The sequence below is a fragment of the Comamonas sp. Z1 genome (assembly GCF_008121555.1).
Classification (GTDB): domain Bacteria; phylum Pseudomonadota; class Gammaproteobacteria; order Burkholderiales; family Burkholderiaceae_C; genus Comamonas; species Comamonas thiooxydans.
Window position 1 is genome coordinate 359,022 of sequence record NZ_VOQT01000001.1, and the last position, 18,475, is coordinate 377,496.

20 protein-coding genes and 1 tRNA gene are annotated in these 18,475 nt (G+C 62.3%); 15 read left to right on the forward strand and 6 right to left on the reverse strand.

The window, feature by feature from the left end; translation table 11 throughout:
* The first annotated feature begins 6 nt into the window (after positions 1-6).
* The 11 genes from FSY45_RS01570 to ccmI are packed head-to-tail and all read left to right on the forward strand — an operon-like array spanning position 7 to position 8,212.
* Positions 7-513 (forward strand): nitrate reductase cytochrome c-type subunit, encoded by a 507-nt coding sequence (locus FSY45_RS01570; RefSeq protein ID WP_046462798.1) that lies wholly within the window; start codon positions 7-9, stop codon positions 511-513.
* A 24-nt stretch (positions 514-537) separates the two neighbouring features.
* Positions 538-1,185: a cytochrome c3 family protein gene (locus FSY45_RS01575; protein WP_003070157.1), complete on the forward strand. Its 648-nt coding sequence runs from the start codon at positions 538-540 to the stop codon at positions 1,183-1,185.
* A gap of 4 nt (positions 1,186-1,189) precedes the next feature.
* Positions 1,190-1,879 carry a heme ABC exporter ATP-binding protein CcmA gene (gene ccmA, locus FSY45_RS01580; protein WP_046462799.1) on the forward strand — a complete coding sequence of 230 codons (690 nt, stop codon included), beginning with the start codon at positions 1,190-1,192 and terminating at the stop codon, positions 1,877-1,879.
* 53 nt (positions 1,880-1,932) lie between these two features.
* On the forward strand, positions 1,933-2,529 hold the full coding sequence (gene ccmB / locus FSY45_RS01585; protein ID WP_003070163.1) for a heme exporter protein CcmB: 597 nt from the start codon (positions 1,933-1,935) through the stop codon (positions 2,527-2,529).
* 1 nt (position 2,530) lies between these two features.
* A complete protein-coding gene (ccmC, locus tag FSY45_RS01590; protein ID WP_187427515.1) occupies positions 2,531-3,292 on the forward strand; it encodes a heme ABC transporter permease CcmC in 762 nt (253 codons plus the stop codon).
* The gene (gene ccmD, locus FSY45_RS01595; RefSeq protein WP_046462800.1) at positions 3,292-3,435 is read left to right on the forward strand and encodes a heme exporter protein CcmD; all 144 of its coding nucleotides are present in this window, start codon (positions 3,292-3,294) and stop codon (positions 3,433-3,435) included. The genes ccmC and ccmD overlap by 1 nt, the downstream gene beginning before the upstream one ends.
* The gene (gene ccmE, locus FSY45_RS01600; RefSeq protein WP_046462801.1) at positions 3,432-3,944 is read left to right on the forward strand and encodes a cytochrome c maturation protein CcmE; all 513 of its coding nucleotides are present in this window, start codon (positions 3,432-3,434) and stop codon (positions 3,942-3,944) included. Before ccmD ends, ccmE begins: the two co-directional genes overlap by 4 nt.
* Positions 3,941-5,947, forward strand: coding sequence for a heme lyase CcmF/NrfE family subunit (locus FSY45_RS01605; protein ID WP_046462802.1), 2,007 nt, complete (start codon positions 3,941-3,943; stop codon positions 5,945-5,947). The genes ccmE and FSY45_RS01605 overlap by 4 nt, the downstream gene beginning before the upstream one ends.
* Positions 5,947-6,465 (forward strand): DsbE family thiol:disulfide interchange protein, encoded by a 519-nt coding sequence (locus FSY45_RS01610; RefSeq protein WP_046462803.1) that lies wholly within the window; start codon positions 5,947-5,949, stop codon positions 6,463-6,465. Before FSY45_RS01605 ends, FSY45_RS01610 begins: the two co-directional genes overlap by 1 nt.
* Positions 6,462-6,944, forward strand: a complete 483-nt coding sequence (locus FSY45_RS01615) for a cytochrome c-type biogenesis protein (protein ID WP_046462804.1) — start codon at positions 6,462-6,464, stop codon at positions 6,942-6,944. Before FSY45_RS01610 ends, FSY45_RS01615 begins: the two co-directional genes overlap by 4 nt.
* Positions 6,941-8,212, forward strand: a complete 1,272-nt coding sequence (gene ccmI / locus FSY45_RS01620) for a c-type cytochrome biogenesis protein CcmI (RefSeq protein WP_046462805.1) — start codon at positions 6,941-6,943, stop codon at positions 8,210-8,212. Before FSY45_RS01615 ends, ccmI begins: the two co-directional genes overlap by 4 nt.
* Positions 8,213-8,543: 331 nt before the next feature.
* Here the strand turns inward: ccmI and FSY45_RS01625 are convergent.
* The 3 genes from FSY45_RS01625 to FSY45_RS01635 all read right to left on the reverse strand — a co-directional run bounded on the left by FSY45_RS01625 (position 8,544) and on the right by FSY45_RS01635 (position 11,970).
* Positions 8,544-8,620, reverse strand: a tRNA-Val gene (locus FSY45_RS01625).
* Positions 8,621-8,725: 105 nt separating this feature from the next.
* Positions 8,726-10,957 carry a bifunctional (p)ppGpp synthetase/guanosine-3',5'-bis(diphosphate) 3'-pyrophosphohydrolase gene (locus FSY45_RS01630; protein ID WP_003070275.1) on the reverse strand — a complete coding sequence of 744 codons (2,232 nt, stop codon included), beginning with the start codon at positions 10,955-10,957 and terminating at the stop codon, positions 8,726-8,728.
* Positions 10,954-11,970: an alpha/beta fold hydrolase gene (locus FSY45_RS01635; RefSeq protein ID WP_187427516.1), complete on the reverse strand. Its 1,017-nt coding sequence runs from the start codon at positions 11,968-11,970 to the stop codon at positions 10,954-10,956. Before FSY45_RS01635 ends, FSY45_RS01630 begins: the two co-directional genes overlap by 4 nt.
* 76 nt (positions 11,971-12,046) lie before the next feature.
* On the opposite strand from FSY45_RS01635, the gene FSY45_RS01640 reads away from it, so the two are divergent.
* Entirely contained in the window at positions 12,047-12,829 is a 783-nt protein-coding gene (locus FSY45_RS01640; RefSeq protein ID WP_003070279.1) for a 3-hydroxybutyrate dehydrogenase, read from the forward strand.
* Positions 12,830-12,973: 144 nt separating this feature from the next.
* Here the strand turns inward: FSY45_RS01640 and FSY45_RS01645 are convergent, their stop codons facing one another.
* Positions 12,974-13,723 (reverse strand): SIMPL domain-containing protein, encoded by a 750-nt coding sequence (locus tag FSY45_RS01645; RefSeq protein WP_046461959.1) that lies wholly within the window; start codon positions 13,721-13,723, stop codon positions 12,974-12,976.
* 313 nt (positions 13,724-14,036) lie between these two features.
* On the opposite strand from FSY45_RS01645, the gene ompR reads away from it, so the two are divergent.
* The 3 genes from ompR (at position 14,037) to FSY45_RS01660 (ending at position 16,915) form a co-directional block, all read left to right on the forward strand.
* Positions 14,037-14,768: a two-component system response regulator OmpR gene (gene ompR, locus FSY45_RS01650; RefSeq protein ID WP_003055820.1), complete on the forward strand. Its 732-nt coding sequence runs from the start codon at positions 14,037-14,039 to the stop codon at positions 14,766-14,768.
* Positions 14,769-14,956: 188 nt separating this feature from the next.
* Positions 14,957-16,459, forward strand: a complete 1,503-nt coding sequence (locus tag FSY45_RS01655) for a sensor histidine kinase (RefSeq protein ID WP_034363318.1) — start codon at positions 14,957-14,959, stop codon at positions 16,457-16,459.
* Positions 16,460-16,519: 60 nt separating this feature from the next.
* Complete coding sequence (locus FSY45_RS01660) at positions 16,520-16,915, forward strand: GFA family protein (RefSeq protein ID WP_046461958.1); 396 nt, start codon at positions 16,520-16,522, stop codon at positions 16,913-16,915.
* Positions 16,916-16,949: 34 nt separating this feature from the next.
* On the opposite strand, the gene ispF is transcribed toward FSY45_RS01660, so the two are convergent.
* Together ispF and ispD are read right to left on the reverse strand one after the other, a co-directional pair.
* Positions 16,950-17,432: a 2-C-methyl-D-erythritol 2,4-cyclodiphosphate synthase gene (gene ispF / locus FSY45_RS01665; RefSeq protein WP_003055826.1), complete on the reverse strand. Its 483-nt coding sequence runs from the start codon at positions 17,430-17,432 to the stop codon at positions 16,950-16,952.
* 122 nt (positions 17,433-17,554) lie between these two features.
* Complete coding sequence (gene ispD, locus FSY45_RS01670) at positions 17,555-18,322, reverse strand: 2-C-methyl-D-erythritol 4-phosphate cytidylyltransferase (protein ID WP_046461957.1); 768 nt, start codon at positions 18,320-18,322, stop codon at positions 17,555-17,557.
* Positions 18,323-18,475 lie beyond the last annotated feature (153 nt).

Genomic DNA, 18,475 nt, shown 5'->3' on the forward strand with positions numbered 1-18,475 from the left:
TTGACCATGAACTTCGTCCGCAAATTCGTCCGTCTTGTGGGCATGCTGCTCATGCTCAATATAAGTATGGCCTGGACGCCAGCCGCTATCGCGGATACCTTTTATGACTCGGCGCGCGGCCCTACGCCCATCATGCAGGCGACCAAGCCACCAGTGCTTGGCAATGCCGTCAACGATGACGTGCGCCGCACGCGCAACTACACCTGGCAACCTCCCACGATTCCCCATCGCGTGGACGGCTATCAGGTCGACAAGAACTTCAACAAATGCATGGACTGCCACTCGCGAACCAAGGCCGAGATCTCGCAGGCCGTGCCGGTATCGGTCACGCACTACATGGATCGCGACGGGCGCATGTTGGGGCAGGTATCCACGCGGCGCTACTTCTGCCAGCAATGCCATGTGGCCCAGGATGCCGTCCGCCCTCTGGTCAGCAACACCTTCGAAGACGTGGATACCGTGATTCTGAAGGCCCTGCAGTCCCAGTCGGGCAAGGCATCCAAGAAAAACTGACGCTGCGGCGCACGAGGCTCATCTATGTTGACACTTCTCAAGCGCTACTGGGCGGTGATCCGCCGCCCCAGCGTACATTTCAGCCTGGGCTTTCTGACGATCGGCGGCTTCATCGGCGGCATTCTCTTCTGGGGCGCGTTCAATACCGCCATGGAGCTGACCAATACGGAGAAATTCTGCACGGGTTGTCATGAGATGCGGGACAACGTGTTTGCCGAGCTCAAGAGCACGATCCACTACACCAACCGCTCGGGCGTACGCGCCGTGTGCTCCAACTGTCACGTGCCGCACGACTGGACCGACAAGATCGCTCGCAAGATGCAGGCCTCCAAGGAAGTGTGGGGCAAGATCTTCGGCACGATCGACACGCCTGAAAAGTTCGAAGCCAAGCGGCTGGAGTTGGCACAGCACGAATGGGCTCGCTTCAAGGCCAACGATTCGCTGGAGTGCCGCAACTGCCATAACTACGACTCCATGGATATGACACGGCAGAGTTTGCGTGCACAGAACATGCACAGCACCTATTTGGCCAGCAAGGAAAAAACCTGTATCGACTGCCACAAGGGCATTGCCCATAAGCTGCCTCACATACCTCCCGGACAGGGCCCCAGCGACACGCCAGGTCAGAAAGTGCCGGGGCCAGCTGAGGCTTCGGTTGCGTCGGTGCAGTAGCGGGATGAATGGCTTGGGCACGGCTGCTTCCAGATTGCTTTGTATATCCGGCCTGGGTTGTATACGCGGCGGCCGGGTGGTGCTGCGCGATCAGGGCTTGGAACTCGGTGGCGGTCAGCTGCTGATGCTCAGAGGTCATAACGGCGCGGGCAAGAGCAGCCTGCTGCGTTGTCTGGCCGGCCTTCTGCCATGGCGCACTGGAAGCCTCCAGTGGTGCGGCGATACGCTGTCCCCCCAGGATCCGGCCTACCAGCGGCAACTGGCCTATATGGGACATCAGGCAGGAATGAGCGACGCCTTGACAGGGATGGAGAATCTGCGCTTTGCGCTGGACCTGATGGCGGTGAGCTGGAATGAAGCACGCGTGCAAGCCGTTTTGAAGGCCTTGTCTTTGACGGAAGTCGTCGCACGGCCTTTTGGCCGCCTGTCCCAGGGGCAGCGTCGGCGTTTGGGGCTGGCCCGTGTTTTGCTGTGTGAGCGTCCGCTGTGGTTGCTGGACGAACCCGACAACTGCCTGGATGTCCAAGGCGAACAATATCTGGGCGAGGCACTGGAGCAGCATCTGGCCTCCGGAGGAATGGCCATGGTGGCTTCGCACCGCAACCTGGTGCTGCCGACGCCCCGGGTGTCGGTGCTGGATTTATCCCGCTCCGTGATCACGACGGCAATGAATGAGCAGGTGGCTGTTTGCTGATAGCTGTGTGTGCAAGAGAGTTGAAGTTGGCCGCTAGAAGGCCTTCCGATGCCTTGGGCGGGCTGTTCTTCTTCGTGCTGGTGGGCAGCCTTTTCCCCTTGGCTTTGGGGCCGGATGCGGCCTTGCTGAGGCAGATTGCGCCGGGCATTGTGTGGGTCGCAGCCTTGCTGGCCGTGCTGCTGGGGCAGCACCGGCTGTTCGAGAGCGACATGGCCGACGGGTCGCTGGAGCAGTGGTTGCTGGCTCCGGCGCCCCTTTCGCTGCTGGTGGGCCTCAAGGTGGCCGCACACTGGTTGTTGGGCGTGTTGCCGTTGTTGCTGGTGGCTCCCTTGCTGGGCTGGCAGTATGGCCTGGATCAAGCGGTGGTCGGCGTTCTGCTGGCATCGCTGGCCCTGGGAACGCCCAGCCTGTGCCTGCTGGCGGCTCTGGGCGCGGCACTGACACTGGGTGTGCGGGGGCAATTGCTGCTGGCTCTGGTGGTGCTGCCGCTGAGCGTGCCCATCCTGATCTTCGGCAGCCATGCCGTGGCCCAGGCGCAGCAAGGGCTAAGTGCAGCGCCTGCTCTCAATCTGCTGGGTGCTTGCCTGTGCCTGGCGTTACTGGCCGGTCCCTGGGCTATAGCAGCGGCCTTGCGCCTCGCGCTGGAGTGATATGAATTCCCTTACTTCCAATGCATCACCTACGCCTGCAGCAGGGTCCAGCGGCCGCAAATGGCGCCAACTGACCTCGCCCCCGGTTTTTTACCACTGGGCGGGTCGAGTCTGGCCCTGGATGGCCGTGCTGGCTGCCGTGCTGGCCGCCGCGGGTCTATGGGTCGGATTTGGTCTGGCACCTACGGATCATCAGCAAGGCGAGGTCTACCGCATCATCTTTTTGCATGTGCCGGCAGCCTGGATGTCCATGTTCATCTATCTGGTGGCTGCGGTTCATGCCGCCCTGGGGTTGATTTACGGCACCCGCCTTTCGCCCCTGCTGGCAAGGGCCCTGGCACCTACGGGTGCGTTGTTCACGGCCATCGCCTTGTGGACCGGGGCTGCCTGGGGCAAGCCGACCTGGGGAGCCTGGTGGGTGTGGGATGCCCGACTGACGTCGGAGCTGATCCTGCTGTTCCTGTATCTGGGCTATATGGCCATGGTCTCGGCCATAGAGGATTCGCGTCGGGCCGACGGTGCCGGCGCCATCGTGCTGCTGGCTGGCGTGGTCAATGTTCCCATCATCTATTTCTCGGTGCAGTGGTGGAGCACCTTGCATCAGGGCGCAAGCATTCGCATGGATGCAGCTCCCAGCATGACGCACACCATGCTGGCCGGCATGCTTCTGATGACGCTGGCCTGCTGGGCCTATACGCTGGCCGTCGCCCTGGTGCGGGCACGCTGCCTGATTCTGGAGCGAGCCCGCGAGGAGAGTATGTAATGCAGGATCATGCTTTTTTCATTGCTCTGGCCTACGGTGTAAGCGCGATGGCGCTGTGTATCGAGCTGGCCAGCATTTATGTGCGCAGCCGTCGACTGAAGGCTGAAGCCTCATCCGGACTCGCAACCAGGGAGAACCCATGAAGCCGCGCCAGCGTCGCCTGCTGTGGGTGTTGGCAGGACTTGCGCTGGTGGCCGTGGCCGTCACGCTGGTGCTGCGAGCACTCAACTCCAATGTGATGTTCTTCTACAGCCCCAGCCAGGTTCACGCGGGCGAGGTTCCGCGTGGTGCAGCCTTTCGCCTGGGGGGCCTGGTGGAGCAAGGCTCGCTGCAGCGCAGCGGTGACGGAATGCTGCTGCGCTTTGCCGTGACCGATGAAGTGCGCAGTGTGCCTGTGCAGTATCGGGGATTGCTGCCCGACCTGTTCCGCGAAGGCAAAGGTGTGGTGGTATCGGGCCGTATGCAGGCGGACGGAGCCTTCCAGGCCTCCGAGGTGCTTGCCAAGCACGACGAGAACTATATGCCGCCCGAAGCGGCCCATGCCTTGAAAAACGCCGCCGGAAAGCCAGCAGAAAAATCTGCCGGGGATGACACTGTCAAGGAAACCGGCCAGGACAGTGCCCATACCGCTACCAGGGGAGGCCGTACATGATCGCTGAACTCGGTGTGTTCGCTCTGGTACTGGCCCTGGTCACGGCAGTCCTGCTGGCGGTGCTGCCACTGGCCGGAGCCCACTGGGGACTGCCGAGTTGGGTAAAGCTGGCCCGGCCTGCGGCCTTGCTGCTATGTGTACTGTGCGTGCTGTCCTCGGCCAGCCTGTTCTGGTGCTTCTGGCGCGAAGACTTCTCGGTGCTGTATGTTGCGGCAAACTCGCATAGCGACTTGCCCATGGCCTACAAGCTGGCAGCTTTCTGGGGTGGGCATGAAGGCTCCATGCTGCTGTGGCAGCTCATGCTCTCGGGCTGGACCCTGGCGGTGGCCTGGCGCAGCCGAGACCTGCCGCCGGCCTTCGTGGCGCGCGTGCTCGCCGTGCTGGGCTGGATCAGCGTGGGCCTGCTGCTGTTCCTGCTGTTTCTCTCCAATCCGTTTGCGCGCCTGATCCCCGCAGCGGCCGAAGGCAAGGACCTCAATCCCTTGCTGCAAGACCCCGGCATGGTGCTGCATCCGCCGCTGCTGTACATGGGCTATGTGGGCTTTGCCGTGCCTTTTGCGTTCGCGCTGGCGGCACTGATCTCGGGCGAGTTGGGGGCTGCCTGGGCGCGCTGGTCGCGATCCTGGACGCTGGCGGCCTGGGGCTTTCTGACGCTGGGCATTCTGCTGGGCAGCGCCTGGGCTTACTACGTGCTGGGCTGGGGAGGCTGGTGGTTCTGGGATCCGGTGGAAAACGCCTCTTTCATGCCCTGGCTGGTGGGAACGGCCCTGCTGCATTCGCTGATCGTGACCGACCAGCGAGGTGCCTTCCGCAGCTGGTCCGCCCTGCTGGCCATCTGCGCCTTTTCACTGAGCCTGCTGGGTACCTTTCTCGTGCGCTCAGGCGTGCTTACCTCGGTTCATGCCTTTGCCGTGGACCCAGGGCGGGGGCTCTTCATCCTGTGCTTCATCGTGGCCGTTGTGGGTGCCTCTTTGTGGCTGTTCGCCTGGCGCGCACCGGAGCTGGGCCGCGGCTCCGGGGAATTTGCCATGCTCTCGCGCGAAACTTTTTTGCTGATCAACAACGTGCTCTTCACCGCCGCCGCGCTGGCGGTGCTCATAGGCACGCTGTACCCGCTGGCGCTCGATGTGCTGAGCGGCGAGAAGATCTCCGTGGGACCGCCGTACTTCCAGTCCGTCTTTTTGCCCTTGGTGCTGCCGGCACTGGCACTGATGGGCGTGGGCACGGTGGCGCGCTGGAAGAGCAGCCTGGTTGGCGAGCTGTGGCGGCGCCTTCGCGTAGCCCTTGTGCTGAGCCTTGTCTGCTCGGCAGTGCTGGCACTGGCAGGCGGCTGGATGGGTGTGCGCCTTTCCCCGGCCACCTTGCTGGGCCTGGCCCTGGGCCTGTGGTGCCTGCTCAGCACACTGGCACATATCTGGCAGCGTCTGGGACAAGGCCTGGAAATCGGCCATCTGGGTCAGCGCCTGTCGCGCCAGCCCTGGGGCTGGTGGGGCATGCTGATGGCCCATGCCGGTGCGGGCGTGTTCGTGCTGGCGGTAAGCCTGGCCGACGGGCTGGAGAGCCGGCACGAAACCACGCTGGCACAGGGTGAGACTGCCGAGGTGGGTGGCTACCGCTTCCGCTTCGACAGCCTTGGCCCGGCCACCGGCCCCAACTATGACGCGCAGCGTGCCCAATTCACCGTCAGCCGAGCGGGGCGGGATAGCTGGAGCATGTTTCCCGAGAAACGAGTTTATCGGGCTCAAGGCATGGCGCTAAGCCAGGCCGCCATTGACAGCGGCTGGACGCGCGACGTTTTCGTGGCCCTGGGCGATCCACTGGACGATCAAGGCCTGCGCTGGACCGTGCGCCTGCAGGTCAAGCCTTTCATGGACTGGGTCTGGATAGGCACACTGATGATGGCTCTGGGCGCTGGTCTGAGCCTCATGGATCGGCGTTTTCGTACGGCCAAGCAGCGAGCGCACCGCCAGTCTGGCGCTCCGGCCCTGCAAGGAGCTGCCTGATGCGCTTTGTCCTGCCTCTGGCAATATTTTTAGGCTTGGCCATCATGCTCGGGCTTGGCCTGCAGCGTGACCCACGGGCCCTGCCTTCGGCACTTCTGGAACAGCCCGCACCAGCCATAGACCGCCCTCTGCTCGAAGACCCGCAGCAAATCCTCCAACTGCAGGACCTGCGAGGCCGGGCATGGTTGCTAAATGTCTGGGCCTCATGGTGCGCACCCTGCCGACAGGAGCTGCCCGTATTGGCCGAACTCTCGAAGCGCGACGCAGTCGCCGTCTACGGCCTGAACTACAAGGATCAGCCGGACAAGGCTCGCGCGCTGCTGCGGGTGGCGGGCAACCCCTACCGAGCTTCAGCCATCGACGGCGATGGCCGCGTGGGCATGGACTTCGGCATCCAGGGAGTGCCGGAAACCTTTGTCATTGACGGCCAGGGCCGCGTGCGCTATCGCCATGTAGGCCCGGTAACCGCCGAGATATGGCGCGATCGGCTGCTGCCGGTCATCAGGAGTCTCCAATGAAACCGCGAAGCACCGGCGCAGCCTGCACAGTGGCCCTGCTGGCCTGCATGGCAATGCTGGCCCAGGCCGGGCAGATAGTGCAGACCGCTCAAGACCAGGAACTGCTGGATCGTGAAATGACGCTGGCAGCTCAGCTGCGCTGTGTCGTCTGCCAGAACCAGACCGTGGCCGAATCGCGCGCGCCCATGGCCGAGGACATGCGCCGGGAAATCCGCCATCAGCTCGAGCAGGGGCAAAGCAACGGCCAAGTGATCGCCTTCTTCGAGCAGCGCTACGGTGCTTTTGTGCGCTACAACCCGCCCTGGAAGCCGTCGACCTGGCTGCTGTGGAGCAGCCCCTTCCTGGCCGCGTTGGGAGGCTTTGTGCTGTTGCGCAGAACACTGCGCCGCAGGCTCGTGCCGGATGTCCCGCTGACCCCTGAGCAGCGTGATCGTGCGCGCCAGTGGCTGGACTCGGCCGCAAAGAAGGAGAGCTCATGACTGCGATGCACTGGTTGTGGCTGGGTGCCATCGCCCTGATGCTGCTGAGCCTGGCGGTACTGCTGCCGCCTTTGCTGGCCGAGGTCCCATTGCCCGCCAGCGATCCTGATGAAGCGCTGCGCCGCCTCTACCAGGCCCAGTTGGCCGAGTTGAAGCTGGAGCGCTCAGGCGGGCGCCTGAGCGAGACCGACCATGCTCAAGCGGTCGAAGAACTTCAGCGGCGTCTGCTCAACGAACTGGACAGACCCCGAGCATCGGTTGCCTGGCGCCAAAGTCCATGGCTGCGCCGTGGCAGCGCGCTGTTGTTGGCGGTGCTGCTCCCTGTCGCCGCGTTCGCTTTGTACCTGCAGGTGGGTGACCCCAAGGCTGCAGCGCAACTGGCGCAGGAGCAGCCCGACGCGCACGGAGACGGTGCGGGCGATACACAGGTGCAGGCCATGGTGGACGGGCTGGCCCGGCGCCTTGAAGAGCAACCCCAGAACCTGCCTGGCTGGGTAATGCTGGCCCGCTCCTATGAAACTCTGGAGCGATTTGACGCTGCGGCCCAGGCATACCGGCGGGCTTTGCAGGAGGCGCGGCGTAGCGCGATGGATGAGGAAGTCCAGGCGAGGTTATGGGCCGATCTGGCCGACGCGCTGGCATCGGCCCAAGGCGGTAGCCTGGATGGCGAAGCCGGCGAGGCCATAAAGCAGGCACTGATGTTGCAGCCCGATCAACCCAAGGCCCTGGCACTTGCAGGGAGTGCCGCCGCGCGCCACGGCAAGCTGGATGAGGCACAAAAGAACTGGCAAGCCCTGCTGCGCCAGTTGGAGCCAGGATCGGACATGGCACTGCGAGTGCAAGATGATCTGCTCAAGCTAGAGGCTTTGGCGTCTGAAGACAGTTCGACTAGCACTGCCAGGACTGCGGCCGCATCCAAAAGCCGCCTGAGCGGAGAATTGCGATGGGCAGCCTCCAAGGCCAATCCATCAGAACCAGCCCGGTTGGCCAAGGCTCAGGTCTTTGTCGTGGCTCGCGCCGACGGTCACCCCCGACCTGTGGCAGTGCTGCGCCTGCCTGCGACCTCCCTGCCGGCACATTTCACGCTGGGACCGGAGAACCTGCTCGATCCTGCAGTTTCGCTGTCGTCATTCCCGGAGCTACGTTTGCAGGCGCGGCTGTCGCTGGACGGCCAAGCCATGCCACAAGCTGGAGATATCTACAGCCAGTCGTTCTCGGTGCCCCCCGGCTCCTCGAACTTGCTGCTGGAATTGAATCCGGCTTTCTAGCAAGTGTGCCTGGACTGCAAGCAGCCAGGCAGACAACGTGCGTTATTGGCACCTCCGGGAAGGCATTGCGCCGTCATGTGCGATGACAACGAATCGGAAGACAGAGTCAAGAGCAGCCATGTTGCGAGGGGCTGCTCAATCCTGAACCACTAATCCGCTCTGGACGGTGGTCGGGATGCGCGATCTGGACACAGGCAGAAATCAACCGACAGTTGAGACAAAACGTCTGTTTGAATGACGTTCTCCACTAACGGCTTCGTACCGACAAAACAAAAATGCCCGCTTCTCAGCGGGCATTTTTTGCTGCAGACTCTGGTTTCGTCTGCACGTTTGGTAGGCGCGATTGGACTCGAACCAACGACCCCCACCATGTCAAGGTGGTGCTCTAACCAGCTGAGCTACGCGCCTGTTGTTCTGTTCGATGAAGCAATTGTAGCACGGGTTTTTCACTCATTTTTTGAGAGCTAACATTTTCTTGTCATCGAGCACTGTCAGGCGCAATCGGGACTTACATCAGCGCCTTCTGGCCGAGCGAACGCCGGACACACTGGCGACGATGCCTAGCACCTTGTTGAGGCGACCCGAATCCGCCACTTCCACCGTGAACGTCATCCACGCCGTCCCCTTGACGGACTGTGTCTGCACCCCGATGACATTGGTCTTCTCGCGTGCAAACACATCCGAGATATCGCGCAGCAAGCCTTGACGGTCGGCCGCCTCCACCGCAACGTCCACAGGGTAAACCGGTCCACCCTTGTCGACATGCTTGGGAGTGCCCCAGTCGACTTCGATGACACGTTCGGGGCTCTTGGCCATCATCTCGCGGAAATTGGAGCAATCGCAGCGGTGCACGCTCACACCTTTGCCACGAGTCACAAAGCCGCCGATCTCGTCCGGAGGAGCCGGCTTGCAGCATTTGGCGAGCTGGGTCATGAGCGAATCGACGCCCACCACCAGCACCCCGCCGCGCGAAGAGTCATGGCCGCGCGCCTTGCGCACCGGCGTGAATGCATCTTCCTCTGGCGTTTCTTCACTGGGGCGCAGCACTACTTCGATATTGCGCAGTGAATACTCGTCCTTGCCCACGACTTCAAACAGTGCATCGGCAGACTTGAAGCCCAGCTGTGCAGCCAGCTCTTCAAGCTTGATCGCCGTCTTGCCCTCGCGCTGCAGCAGCTTTTCAACGGCCTCGCGCCCGCGCGAGACGGTTTCGTGCGTGGCCTGGGCATTGAACCAGGCGCGCACCTTGGCCTTGGCGCGGTTGCTGACCAGATAACCCAGCTCGGCATTGAGCCAGTCACGTGAGGGGCGGTCTTCCTTGGCCGTGTTGATTTCTACCGTCTGGCCGCTTTCCAGAGCGGTGTTCAGCGGCACCATGGCTCCGTCCACACGCGCGCCACGGCAACGATGGCCCAGGCTGGTGTGCACCGAGTAGGCAAAGTCCACCGGCGTGGCCCCTTGCGGCAGCTCGATCACGGCCGCATCGGGAGTCAGCACATAGATGCGGTCTTCAAACAGACCACGCTGGGCCGAGCCCGTCAGGTCGCTACCCCAGGCCAGCAACTGGCGCAGCACGGCGATCTTGGCGTCATATTCGCTGGACGCAGACACGCCCGCATAGCCCTTGGTACCAGCTTCCTTGTAGGCCCAGTGCGCGGCCACGCCATGCTCGGCATGGTCGTGCATGGCCTGGGTGCGGATCTGGATCTCTATGGTGCGGCCGGTTTCATCGCGCACCACCGTGTGCAGCGACTGATAACCGTTGGGCTTGGGTTTGGCGATGTAGTCGTCGAACTCCTTTTCCAGCGGCGTGAACTGCTCATGCACCCAGGACAGGGCTGCATAGCAGTCCTTGACCGTAGGCACGATGACGCGCATGGCACGGATATCGAACAGCTGGTCAAAGCTCAGCGACTTGCCGCGCATTTTCTTGACGATGCTGTAGATATGCTTGGGACGCCCCTGAACCGAGGCGCTGATGCTGTGGGCGCGCAAATCGGCCTCGAGCCTCGCACGCATCTGCTCCATATAGGCTTCGCGCTCGACCCGCTTTTCGTCGAGCAGACGCGCAATCTGGCGATAGGTATCGGGCTCCAGAAAACGGAAAGCCAGATCTTCGAGCTCCCATTTGATCTGCCAGATTCCCAGACGGTTGGCCAGTGGCGCAAAGACATAGAGCGCTTCGCGCGCGATGCTGGGTGAAACCGGGCTCTTCTCGGCCGCGTAGTAGCGCAGCGTCTGCAGGCGCGACGCCAGGCGCAGCAGCACCACGCGCAGATCGCGCGAAAAGCCCAGCAGCATCTTGCGCACGTTCTCGGTCTGGGTGGCCACGCCATCGACATGCTGGCTGCTCAGCTCGGCGTCTCGCGCCTGCTGCTGCACCCGGATGAGTTTGATGGTTTCGACCGCCAGGGTCGCAAAATTATCGCCAAACGCCTTGGCAATCACTTCCTGCGGCTTGTTCAGGTGCACGCTGGCGTGCACCAGATAAATGGCCGCCTGCATGGTTTCCGAGCCACCGATTTTCTTGAGGATGGCGGCAACGGCGTCGGCGTGGGTCAGGGTGTTTTCACCGGTCTCCATGACTTCGCCGGCAATCAGAGGTTCTGCAAAGGCACGGGCGCGCGCCAGCGCATTGACTTGATCGGGCAAAACCTCGGATGTGGCGGTAATCAGATGTGGCGTAGGCTCCGTGAGCTTGGGTGCGGCGTCAGAGACTGTGGTTACGGTATCGCTGGTCTTCATGCAGCTTCCTCTTGGGCCTGCTGCGCAAGACTGATGTTCGCAGGCAAACCCTTATCCCCTTGTAAAAACTTTTGTATCAACGCCACTTGCCCCGGCACTACCAACGTCGGGGCATGTCCCACGCCCTGCAGTTCCGTGCAATGCGCCCTGGGGCCACGTTCGGTCATGGCCTTGGCGGTACGGCTGGAAAGCAGATCGGACTCGGCCCCTCGGATAAGCAATACCTGTGCCTTGATCTGGTCGTAAAGCTGCCAGAGCAAGGCCTCACCGGCCTGAGCAGTCTCGCGCGTCATCTGTGCCATGGGCATTGCAATACGGGGGTCGTAATGCAGCACCACACCCCCTTGGGCATCTGGCTTGATCATGGCTTGCGAGAGCCGGCTCCATTGCTCATCGCTATGTGGGCCGAATCCCTCGGAAATCAAGCGCATGGCAGCAGCAGCGCTCTCAAAGTTGGGAAACTGCAAGCCTTTTCCGACATAGGAGCCGATTCGTTCCAGCGACTCCCATTCAATCGCCGGCCCTACGTCGTTGAGCACCAGCCGCCGCACAGGCACCGGCAGCGGCAGACCGGGCTGCCCCACGACCCCCATCCCGATCAAGCCCCCCATGCTGGTACCGACCCAGTCCAGGGTTTCAATCGGCGCCTGAGCATGCAACTGGGCCAGCAGCGCCAACATATCGGCCGCATACAGCGGCAGCTGATAACCCATGGGGTCGGCCAGCCAGTCGCTTTCGCCGCGCCCCACCACATCGGGGCAGATCACGCGGGCAAAGCGGCTGAGCTCGGTTGCCAGCACATCAAAGTCTCGCCCCTGGCGTGAGAGGCCGTGCACGCAGACTATGACATGAGAATGCCTTGGATTGCCGGTATGGTTCCATTCCCAGTACGCCATGCGGTGTGTTCCCTCGGGCTGCGCCTCGACCTGTTGGCGGCGCTGAGCACTGGCCCAGGTGGGAGCCGTTGCAGAGGCTCCGGGACACGATACGTAATTCAGCGTAGGTTGATTCATGGAGAACGCGTTTTCAAGACCGGGGCCGATAATGGCTGTCGTCGCATCGTAATTCATTCGGAGACCTTGTATGTCCATGTTGAAAGGCAAAACCGCTCTCGTGACGGGATCGACCAGCGGAATCGGCCTAGGTATCGCAATCGCTCTGGCACGCCAGGGTGCCAATATCGTGCTCAACGGCTTTGGCGATGTCGAAGCACCACGCACCCAGGTGCTTGATGCCGGCAAAGCAGCCGGTATCGAAGTCGGCTACCACGGAGCGGACATGAGCAAGGCCGCCGACATTGAAGCCATGATGAAATACGCCGCCGCCGAATTCGGCCGCGTCGACATCCTGGTCAACAACGCCGGCATTCAGCATGTGGCCAAGGTGCAGGACTTCCCCGTGGAGAAGTGGGATGCCATCCTCGCCATCAACCTGAGCAGCGCCTTCCACACCACGCGCCTGGCCCTGCCCGCCATGCAGCAGGCCAACTGGGGCCGCATCATCAATGTGGCCTCGGTACACGGGCTGGTCGGCTCGGCCGAAAAATCGGCTTATGTCGCCGCCAAGCACGGCATCGTCGGCCTGACCAAGGTGACGGCGCTGGAAAACGCCACCACCGGCGTGACCTGCAACGCAATCTGCCCCGGCTGGGTGCTGACGCCGCTGGTACAAAAGCAGGTGGACGCGAAGGCTGCCGCCCAAGGCATCAGCAATGAAGACGCCACCAGGCAGCTGCTGGGAGAGAAAGAGCCTTCGATGCAGTTCACCACACCCGAAGAGCTGGGCGAGTTGGCCGTCTTCTTCTGCTCGGCCGCAGCCAACAATGTGCGCGGCGTGGCATGGAATATGGACGGCGGCTGGGCCGCACAATAAAAGCCGCTTGGCTCCAGCGCATGCGCCTATCAATTAGATAGCATCTAGCGCTTTCCAGAAAACATATTCAGCATCAAGTCATGATGAAAATCAAAAAGGAGCAGCGCAAGCTGCTCCTTTTTTATATGCGTCGCGCAAATCCGATCACTGCATCTGAATCGAGCCACCGACGCTGACCGTCACCTCGGTGCGATCCGCCTCCACCGGCACGGGCGCGGCATCCGCATAGCTGGCCTTGGCCATGCTCATCATGCGCGGGCGAGGCATGGGATGCCCGCCGCCGCCGCTGCTGCTCACATTGACCTCGCGCAGACTGTAGCCCGCAAAACCGAAGCTCTTGGAGATGGCCGCAGCACGCTGGCGGAAGCTCTCGATCGCCTTGGCCTGGGCTTCGCCCTCCACCTTTTCCCGTGCTTCGCGCGAGAGGCCGAAGCTCATGCTGGCCAGCGTCATGTCCTGCACCTTGGCCGCTGCCTGAGTGATGCGCACGAAGTCGCGCCCCTGCAGCACGATCTCTGCCTGACCCTGCCAGCCTTCGATCTTGCCGTTGTTGCCATAACGCGGCGAGATGGAGAAATTACCGGTGCTCAACTCCATCTGCCGACCTTGCGCATCGTTACGCAGCGTGGTCATGGCGGACTCCACGATCTTTTGCAGCTGGGTCTGAACGGACGCGGCATCGCGGCCATCCTTGCTGGCCGACAGCGTCGCCGTCATCCAGTCCTGCTTGACCTCCACCGTTCCCTGAGCCGACAGCTGCACCACATTGGCAGGTCTATGCATGTCACGCGCGGCGCCCTGGGCCCATACATTGCCGCCAGCGCAGGCCGCAGCCAGCGCAAGTGCGGCAGCCGCGGCGCGAGAGGAAGAGGAAGACTTGGAAAATTGATTCATGCGGTTCACCCTTGTAAGTAAATCAGGCCATGCAGATACACATGCATTTCACCATTGCGCAAAGTCGCTGCAGCGCAGCATGTCAGCCCAGAGTGTGACTTTATGTACGAATACTCCACATTCGACACACCAACAGAACAAACACTGAAACAATAGTGCAAAATACTCTTGAAAAGTTCCTCATGAAACATTTATTGTTCCATTAATAAACGCAACAATCGTAACAAGTAGCAAGACTTGAGCTTGTTTTGCTGGATTTTTTTGATCTAGCGATAACAATGGGCCAGTTACAAATAAATCGACAAGGACGATCATGGCAACGACGAACAACCGTACTGACAAGATCCTCGTGGTGGATGACGATGCACGCATCCGCGACCTGCTGCGCCGCTATCTGACGCAGGAAGGCTTCGAGATAATGATTGCCGAGGACGGCAAGGCGCTCAACCGCATCCTGCTGCGCGAGACTGTCGACCTGATCGTGCTGGATCTGATGATGCCCGGCGAGGATGGCCTGTCCATCTGCCGCCGCCTGCGCTCTGCCAATGACCGCACGCCCATCATCATGCTGACCGCCAAGGGCGAGGATGTGGACCGCATCGTGGGCCTGGAAGTGGGCGCCGACGACTATCTGGGCAAGCCCTTCAACCCCCGCGAACTGCTGGCCCGCATTCATGCCGTGCTGCGCCGCCGCCCGCCTCAGGAAGCACCGGGCGCGCCTTCTGGCGACAACGAGGTGGTGACCTTTGGCCCGTTCACCTTCGACCTGGGCACTCGCGTGCTGCAAAAGAATGGCGAGGAGTTGCCACTCACCACCGGCGAATTCGCCATGCTCAAGGCCCTGGTGCGCCACCCGCGCCAGCCTCTGTCGCGCGAAAAACTGGCCCTGCTGGCCCGTGGCCGCGAATTCGAGCCGTTTGACCGCAGCCTGGACGTGCAGGTTTCCCGCCTGCGCAAGCTGATCGAGGAAGACGCTGCCGCACCACGATATATCCAGACCGTCTGGGGCGTGGGCTATGTGTTCGTACCCGATGGCATGAACTGATTCTGCCCGCCTTCATCGCAACAAGCCGCCCGCTGCGCGGCTTGTTGCGCTTGGGTACTGGCCCATAGGGCCCATAAGTCAAGCTCTTTCAACAATCACCAGTAGATAGACACTTTTTGGACAAACCGTAACCCGTGTCGCCCATATTGGGCGTACCCTCGGGTCCAGTTATTTCCGCATTGCTGTTCATGAGCGCTTTTCACCATCCGCCGCCCGACGCCACCAGCCCCGTACCTCTGGAGTACGAGCGGCGCAGCACAGCACGCTCCCCTGTGGGGCTGAATCTGTTCTGGCGAACTTTCTGCCTGCTGGCCCTGCTGCTGGTGGGCAGCATTCTGGCCTGGCTGCAGACATTGCGGGCACTGGATTTCGAGCCGCGCACGCTGCAGACGGCCAAGCAAGTGGCCTCTTTGGTCAATCTGAGCCGCGCTGCCCTCGAACATTCGGATGCGATCAACCGCGTCTCCCTGATCAAGACCATGGCCGACCAGGAAGGCGTGCGCATTCTGCCCCGCGAGCCCGGCGACTCCTTCGAACTGCTGGAGCAAAACGCCCTTGGCCAGAAGCTGACCGAGGAGCTGACCACCCGCCTGGGCTACGGCACCGTGGTGGCGCGCAGCGTCAACGGAGAGCCCGGCCTGTGGGTTGGCTTCACCATCAACGGCGATCGCAACTGGATGCTGATGGACCAGTCGCGCTTCACTCCCGCCAGCGGCCAGACCTGGCTGATCTGGCTGATCACGGCCGCCCTGCTCTCGCTTATCGGCGCGGCCGCCATTGCCCGTCTGATCAACCGGCCGCTCAAGCAGCTGTCTTATGCGGCTAACCGCGTGCGCGAGGGCGACTTCGACGCCAGCCAACTTGACGAGGAAGCCGTGACCAGCGAAATCCGCGAGGTCAATATCGGCTTCAACCGCATGGCGCAGAAGCTGGCCAAGCTGGAACAGGACCGCGCCGTGATGCTGGCCGGCATCTCCCACGACCTGCGCACGCCGCTGGCACGGCTGCGTCTGGAAACCGAGATGAGCGTCTATGACGATGTGGCGCGCGAGCATATGGTGGCCGACATCGTGCAGCTGGACGCCACCATCGACAAGTTCCTGGATTACGCCCGCCCCGATCATCGCGTCATGCTCAGCCCCGTGGATCTGCACGCCGTGGTTGCCTCCTGCGTCTATGCCGTGCAGGACCACCGTGAGCTGCAGATCACCATGAACGTGCCCGAAGACCTCTACGTCATGGCCGATGAGGTGGAGCTGGCGCGCGTCATCTCCAACCTCTTCGAGAATGCACGCCGCTATGGCAAGACCCCATCCACCGACACCACCGAGGTGGACGTGGTTGCCAAGGAAAGCGAGAAATGGGTGGTCATCCGCATCCGCGACCATGGCAAGGGCGTGCCGGCCGAGCAACTGGCCAATCTGACCCAGCCCTTCTTCCGCGGCGACACGGCGCGCACGGCAGCCGCAGGTGCGGGCCTGGGTCTGTCCATCGTGGACAAGACAGTGCAGCGCATGGGCGGCATGTTTGCCCTTTCCAACTCATCGACGGGCGGCCTGGTCGCCCATCTGCAGCTGCAGCGCGCCATGGGCGTGACGGCCGGTGCGGCGCCCGAACAGCGCCTGCAGCGCCCCCAGGTCAAGCGCAATCTGCCGCGCGACAAGAAAGACGATGAGACCATGGAAGACTGAATCTGCCCGCCTCATTGCACAATCGGCATCGCCTTTCAACCATCTGCCGGAGAGCTCACCATGCAAGCCCGATGCCTGTGCAAAGCCGTTCTCGTCACCGCGCCCGACACCCACGAAGTTCATGTCTGCCACTGCAGCATGTGCCGGCGCTGGGGAGAAGGCCCAGCCTTCACCCTGCATGGCGGCACGGCGGTGCAGACCAGCGGCCCCGTCACGCGCTATGCCTCCTCGCCCTGGGCAGAGCGCGCCTTCTGCAGCAGCTGCGGCACCCACCTCTTCTACCGCCTGCTGGCAAGCAACGAGCATTTTCTGTCTGCCGGGCTGTTTCAGGACGCCCAGGGACTGACACTGGCGCAGCAGATCTATATCGACGAGAAGCCCGACTATTACGCGCTGGCCAATGACACCCCGACCCTGACCGGAGCCGAGGTGCAAGCCCTCTACGGTGATTCATGACCAGCTTTCGCCGCAGCCATGGCGTCAAGCAGGGTCAGGCAGCCCGCACCAGCAAGGCCACTGCACGCGCCTCCATGGCCTGCAGCTGACCCACAGGCCCCAGCTTCTCGGCCGTCTTGGCCTTGACGTTGACCTGCTCCACATCCAGCTCCAGCACCTGGGCAATGCGCTCGCGCATCTTCTCGATATGGGGTGCCAGCTTGGGCGCCTGAGCCACGATGGTGCTGTCGATATTGCCGATTTCGAAGCCCTTGGCGCGCACACGCCTGGCAGCCTCGGCCAGCAGCACGGCAGAGTCGGCACCCTTGAACTGCGCGTCGGTGTCCGAGAAATGGCGGCCGATATCGCCCAGCGCCGCAGCGCCGAACAGGGCATCGGTGATCGCATGCAGCAGCACGTCGGCATCAGAATGGCCGAGCAAGCCCAGGCTGTGAGGCACTTCGACACCGCCGAGAATCAGCTTGCGTCCAGGGACCAGGGCATGGACATCCCAGCCTTCACCAATACGAAAATTCATAAAAATCCTTATCAAACCCTTGCTCATGAAGCGCAAGCAGCTATCAAATTAAATGCTATCTGTGCCAATCCGGGTCGGACATGGCCTTGCCCGTCGCCAAGCTCAGTCGATGGCGAATCCCTCTAGCCACGCGTCTTGCGCTGCAGCAGCACGGCCTCGGCCAGCGCAAAGTCGTCGGGGTAGGTCACCTTGAAGTTCTGCGCACCGCCCGGCACCAGTCTCGGTGAGTGACCGGCCAGTTCCATGGCGCTGGCTTCGTCAGTCACGGCAGCGCCCGCCGCCTGCAGCGCAGCCAGCAAGGCTGCGATACGGAACATCTGCGGCGTCTGAGCCAGCCATTTATCGCTACGCTCCACCGTCTGCGCCACACGCGCCGGGCCTGCACCAGCGGCCTGCTGCTTGAGGGTGTCGGGCAGCTTCAGCGCCAGCAGCCCACCCACCACATCCGGCAGGCAGGCATCGATCAAGGCATTGACCTGGGCCGATGCGACCAGACAGCGCGCCGCGTCATGCACCAGCACCCAGTCCTCGGCGCTGGCTCCCATGCGCAGCAGCTCCTGCAGGCCGTTGCTCACGGTCTCGGCACGGGTGGCTCCGCCACAGGCAGCAATGCTGAGCCGGGGGTCCGTGGCGCGCTCCTGCCAGAAGCTATCGGAAGCAGAGACCACCAGCAGCACACGGTGCATGCGCTGCACCGCCAACATGGCGGCCAGCGTGTGCATGACCATGGGCTGGCCCGCAACACTCTGGTATTGCTTGGGCAGCTCGGGGGCCGGGGAGTCTGCGGCAATGGCGCGCAGACCGACGCCCGCGCAGGGAATCAGCCCCCAGCAGCGGGGCGCAGATGCAGGCGATGAAGCCGCCGCAGCGTTTGCCTTGTCGTCCGTCATGGACTCAGGCGAGAAAAACCGATCTGTCATGCACAGTATTTTAAAATCACCATTTCGTCCGAAAGCCCCTGAGATCCATCGACGACCTGCTTTCGGCTTGCATCGCCTTGAGGTGTCCCCATTTTGAGTGAATGCGCCGCCAACCATCAGCTC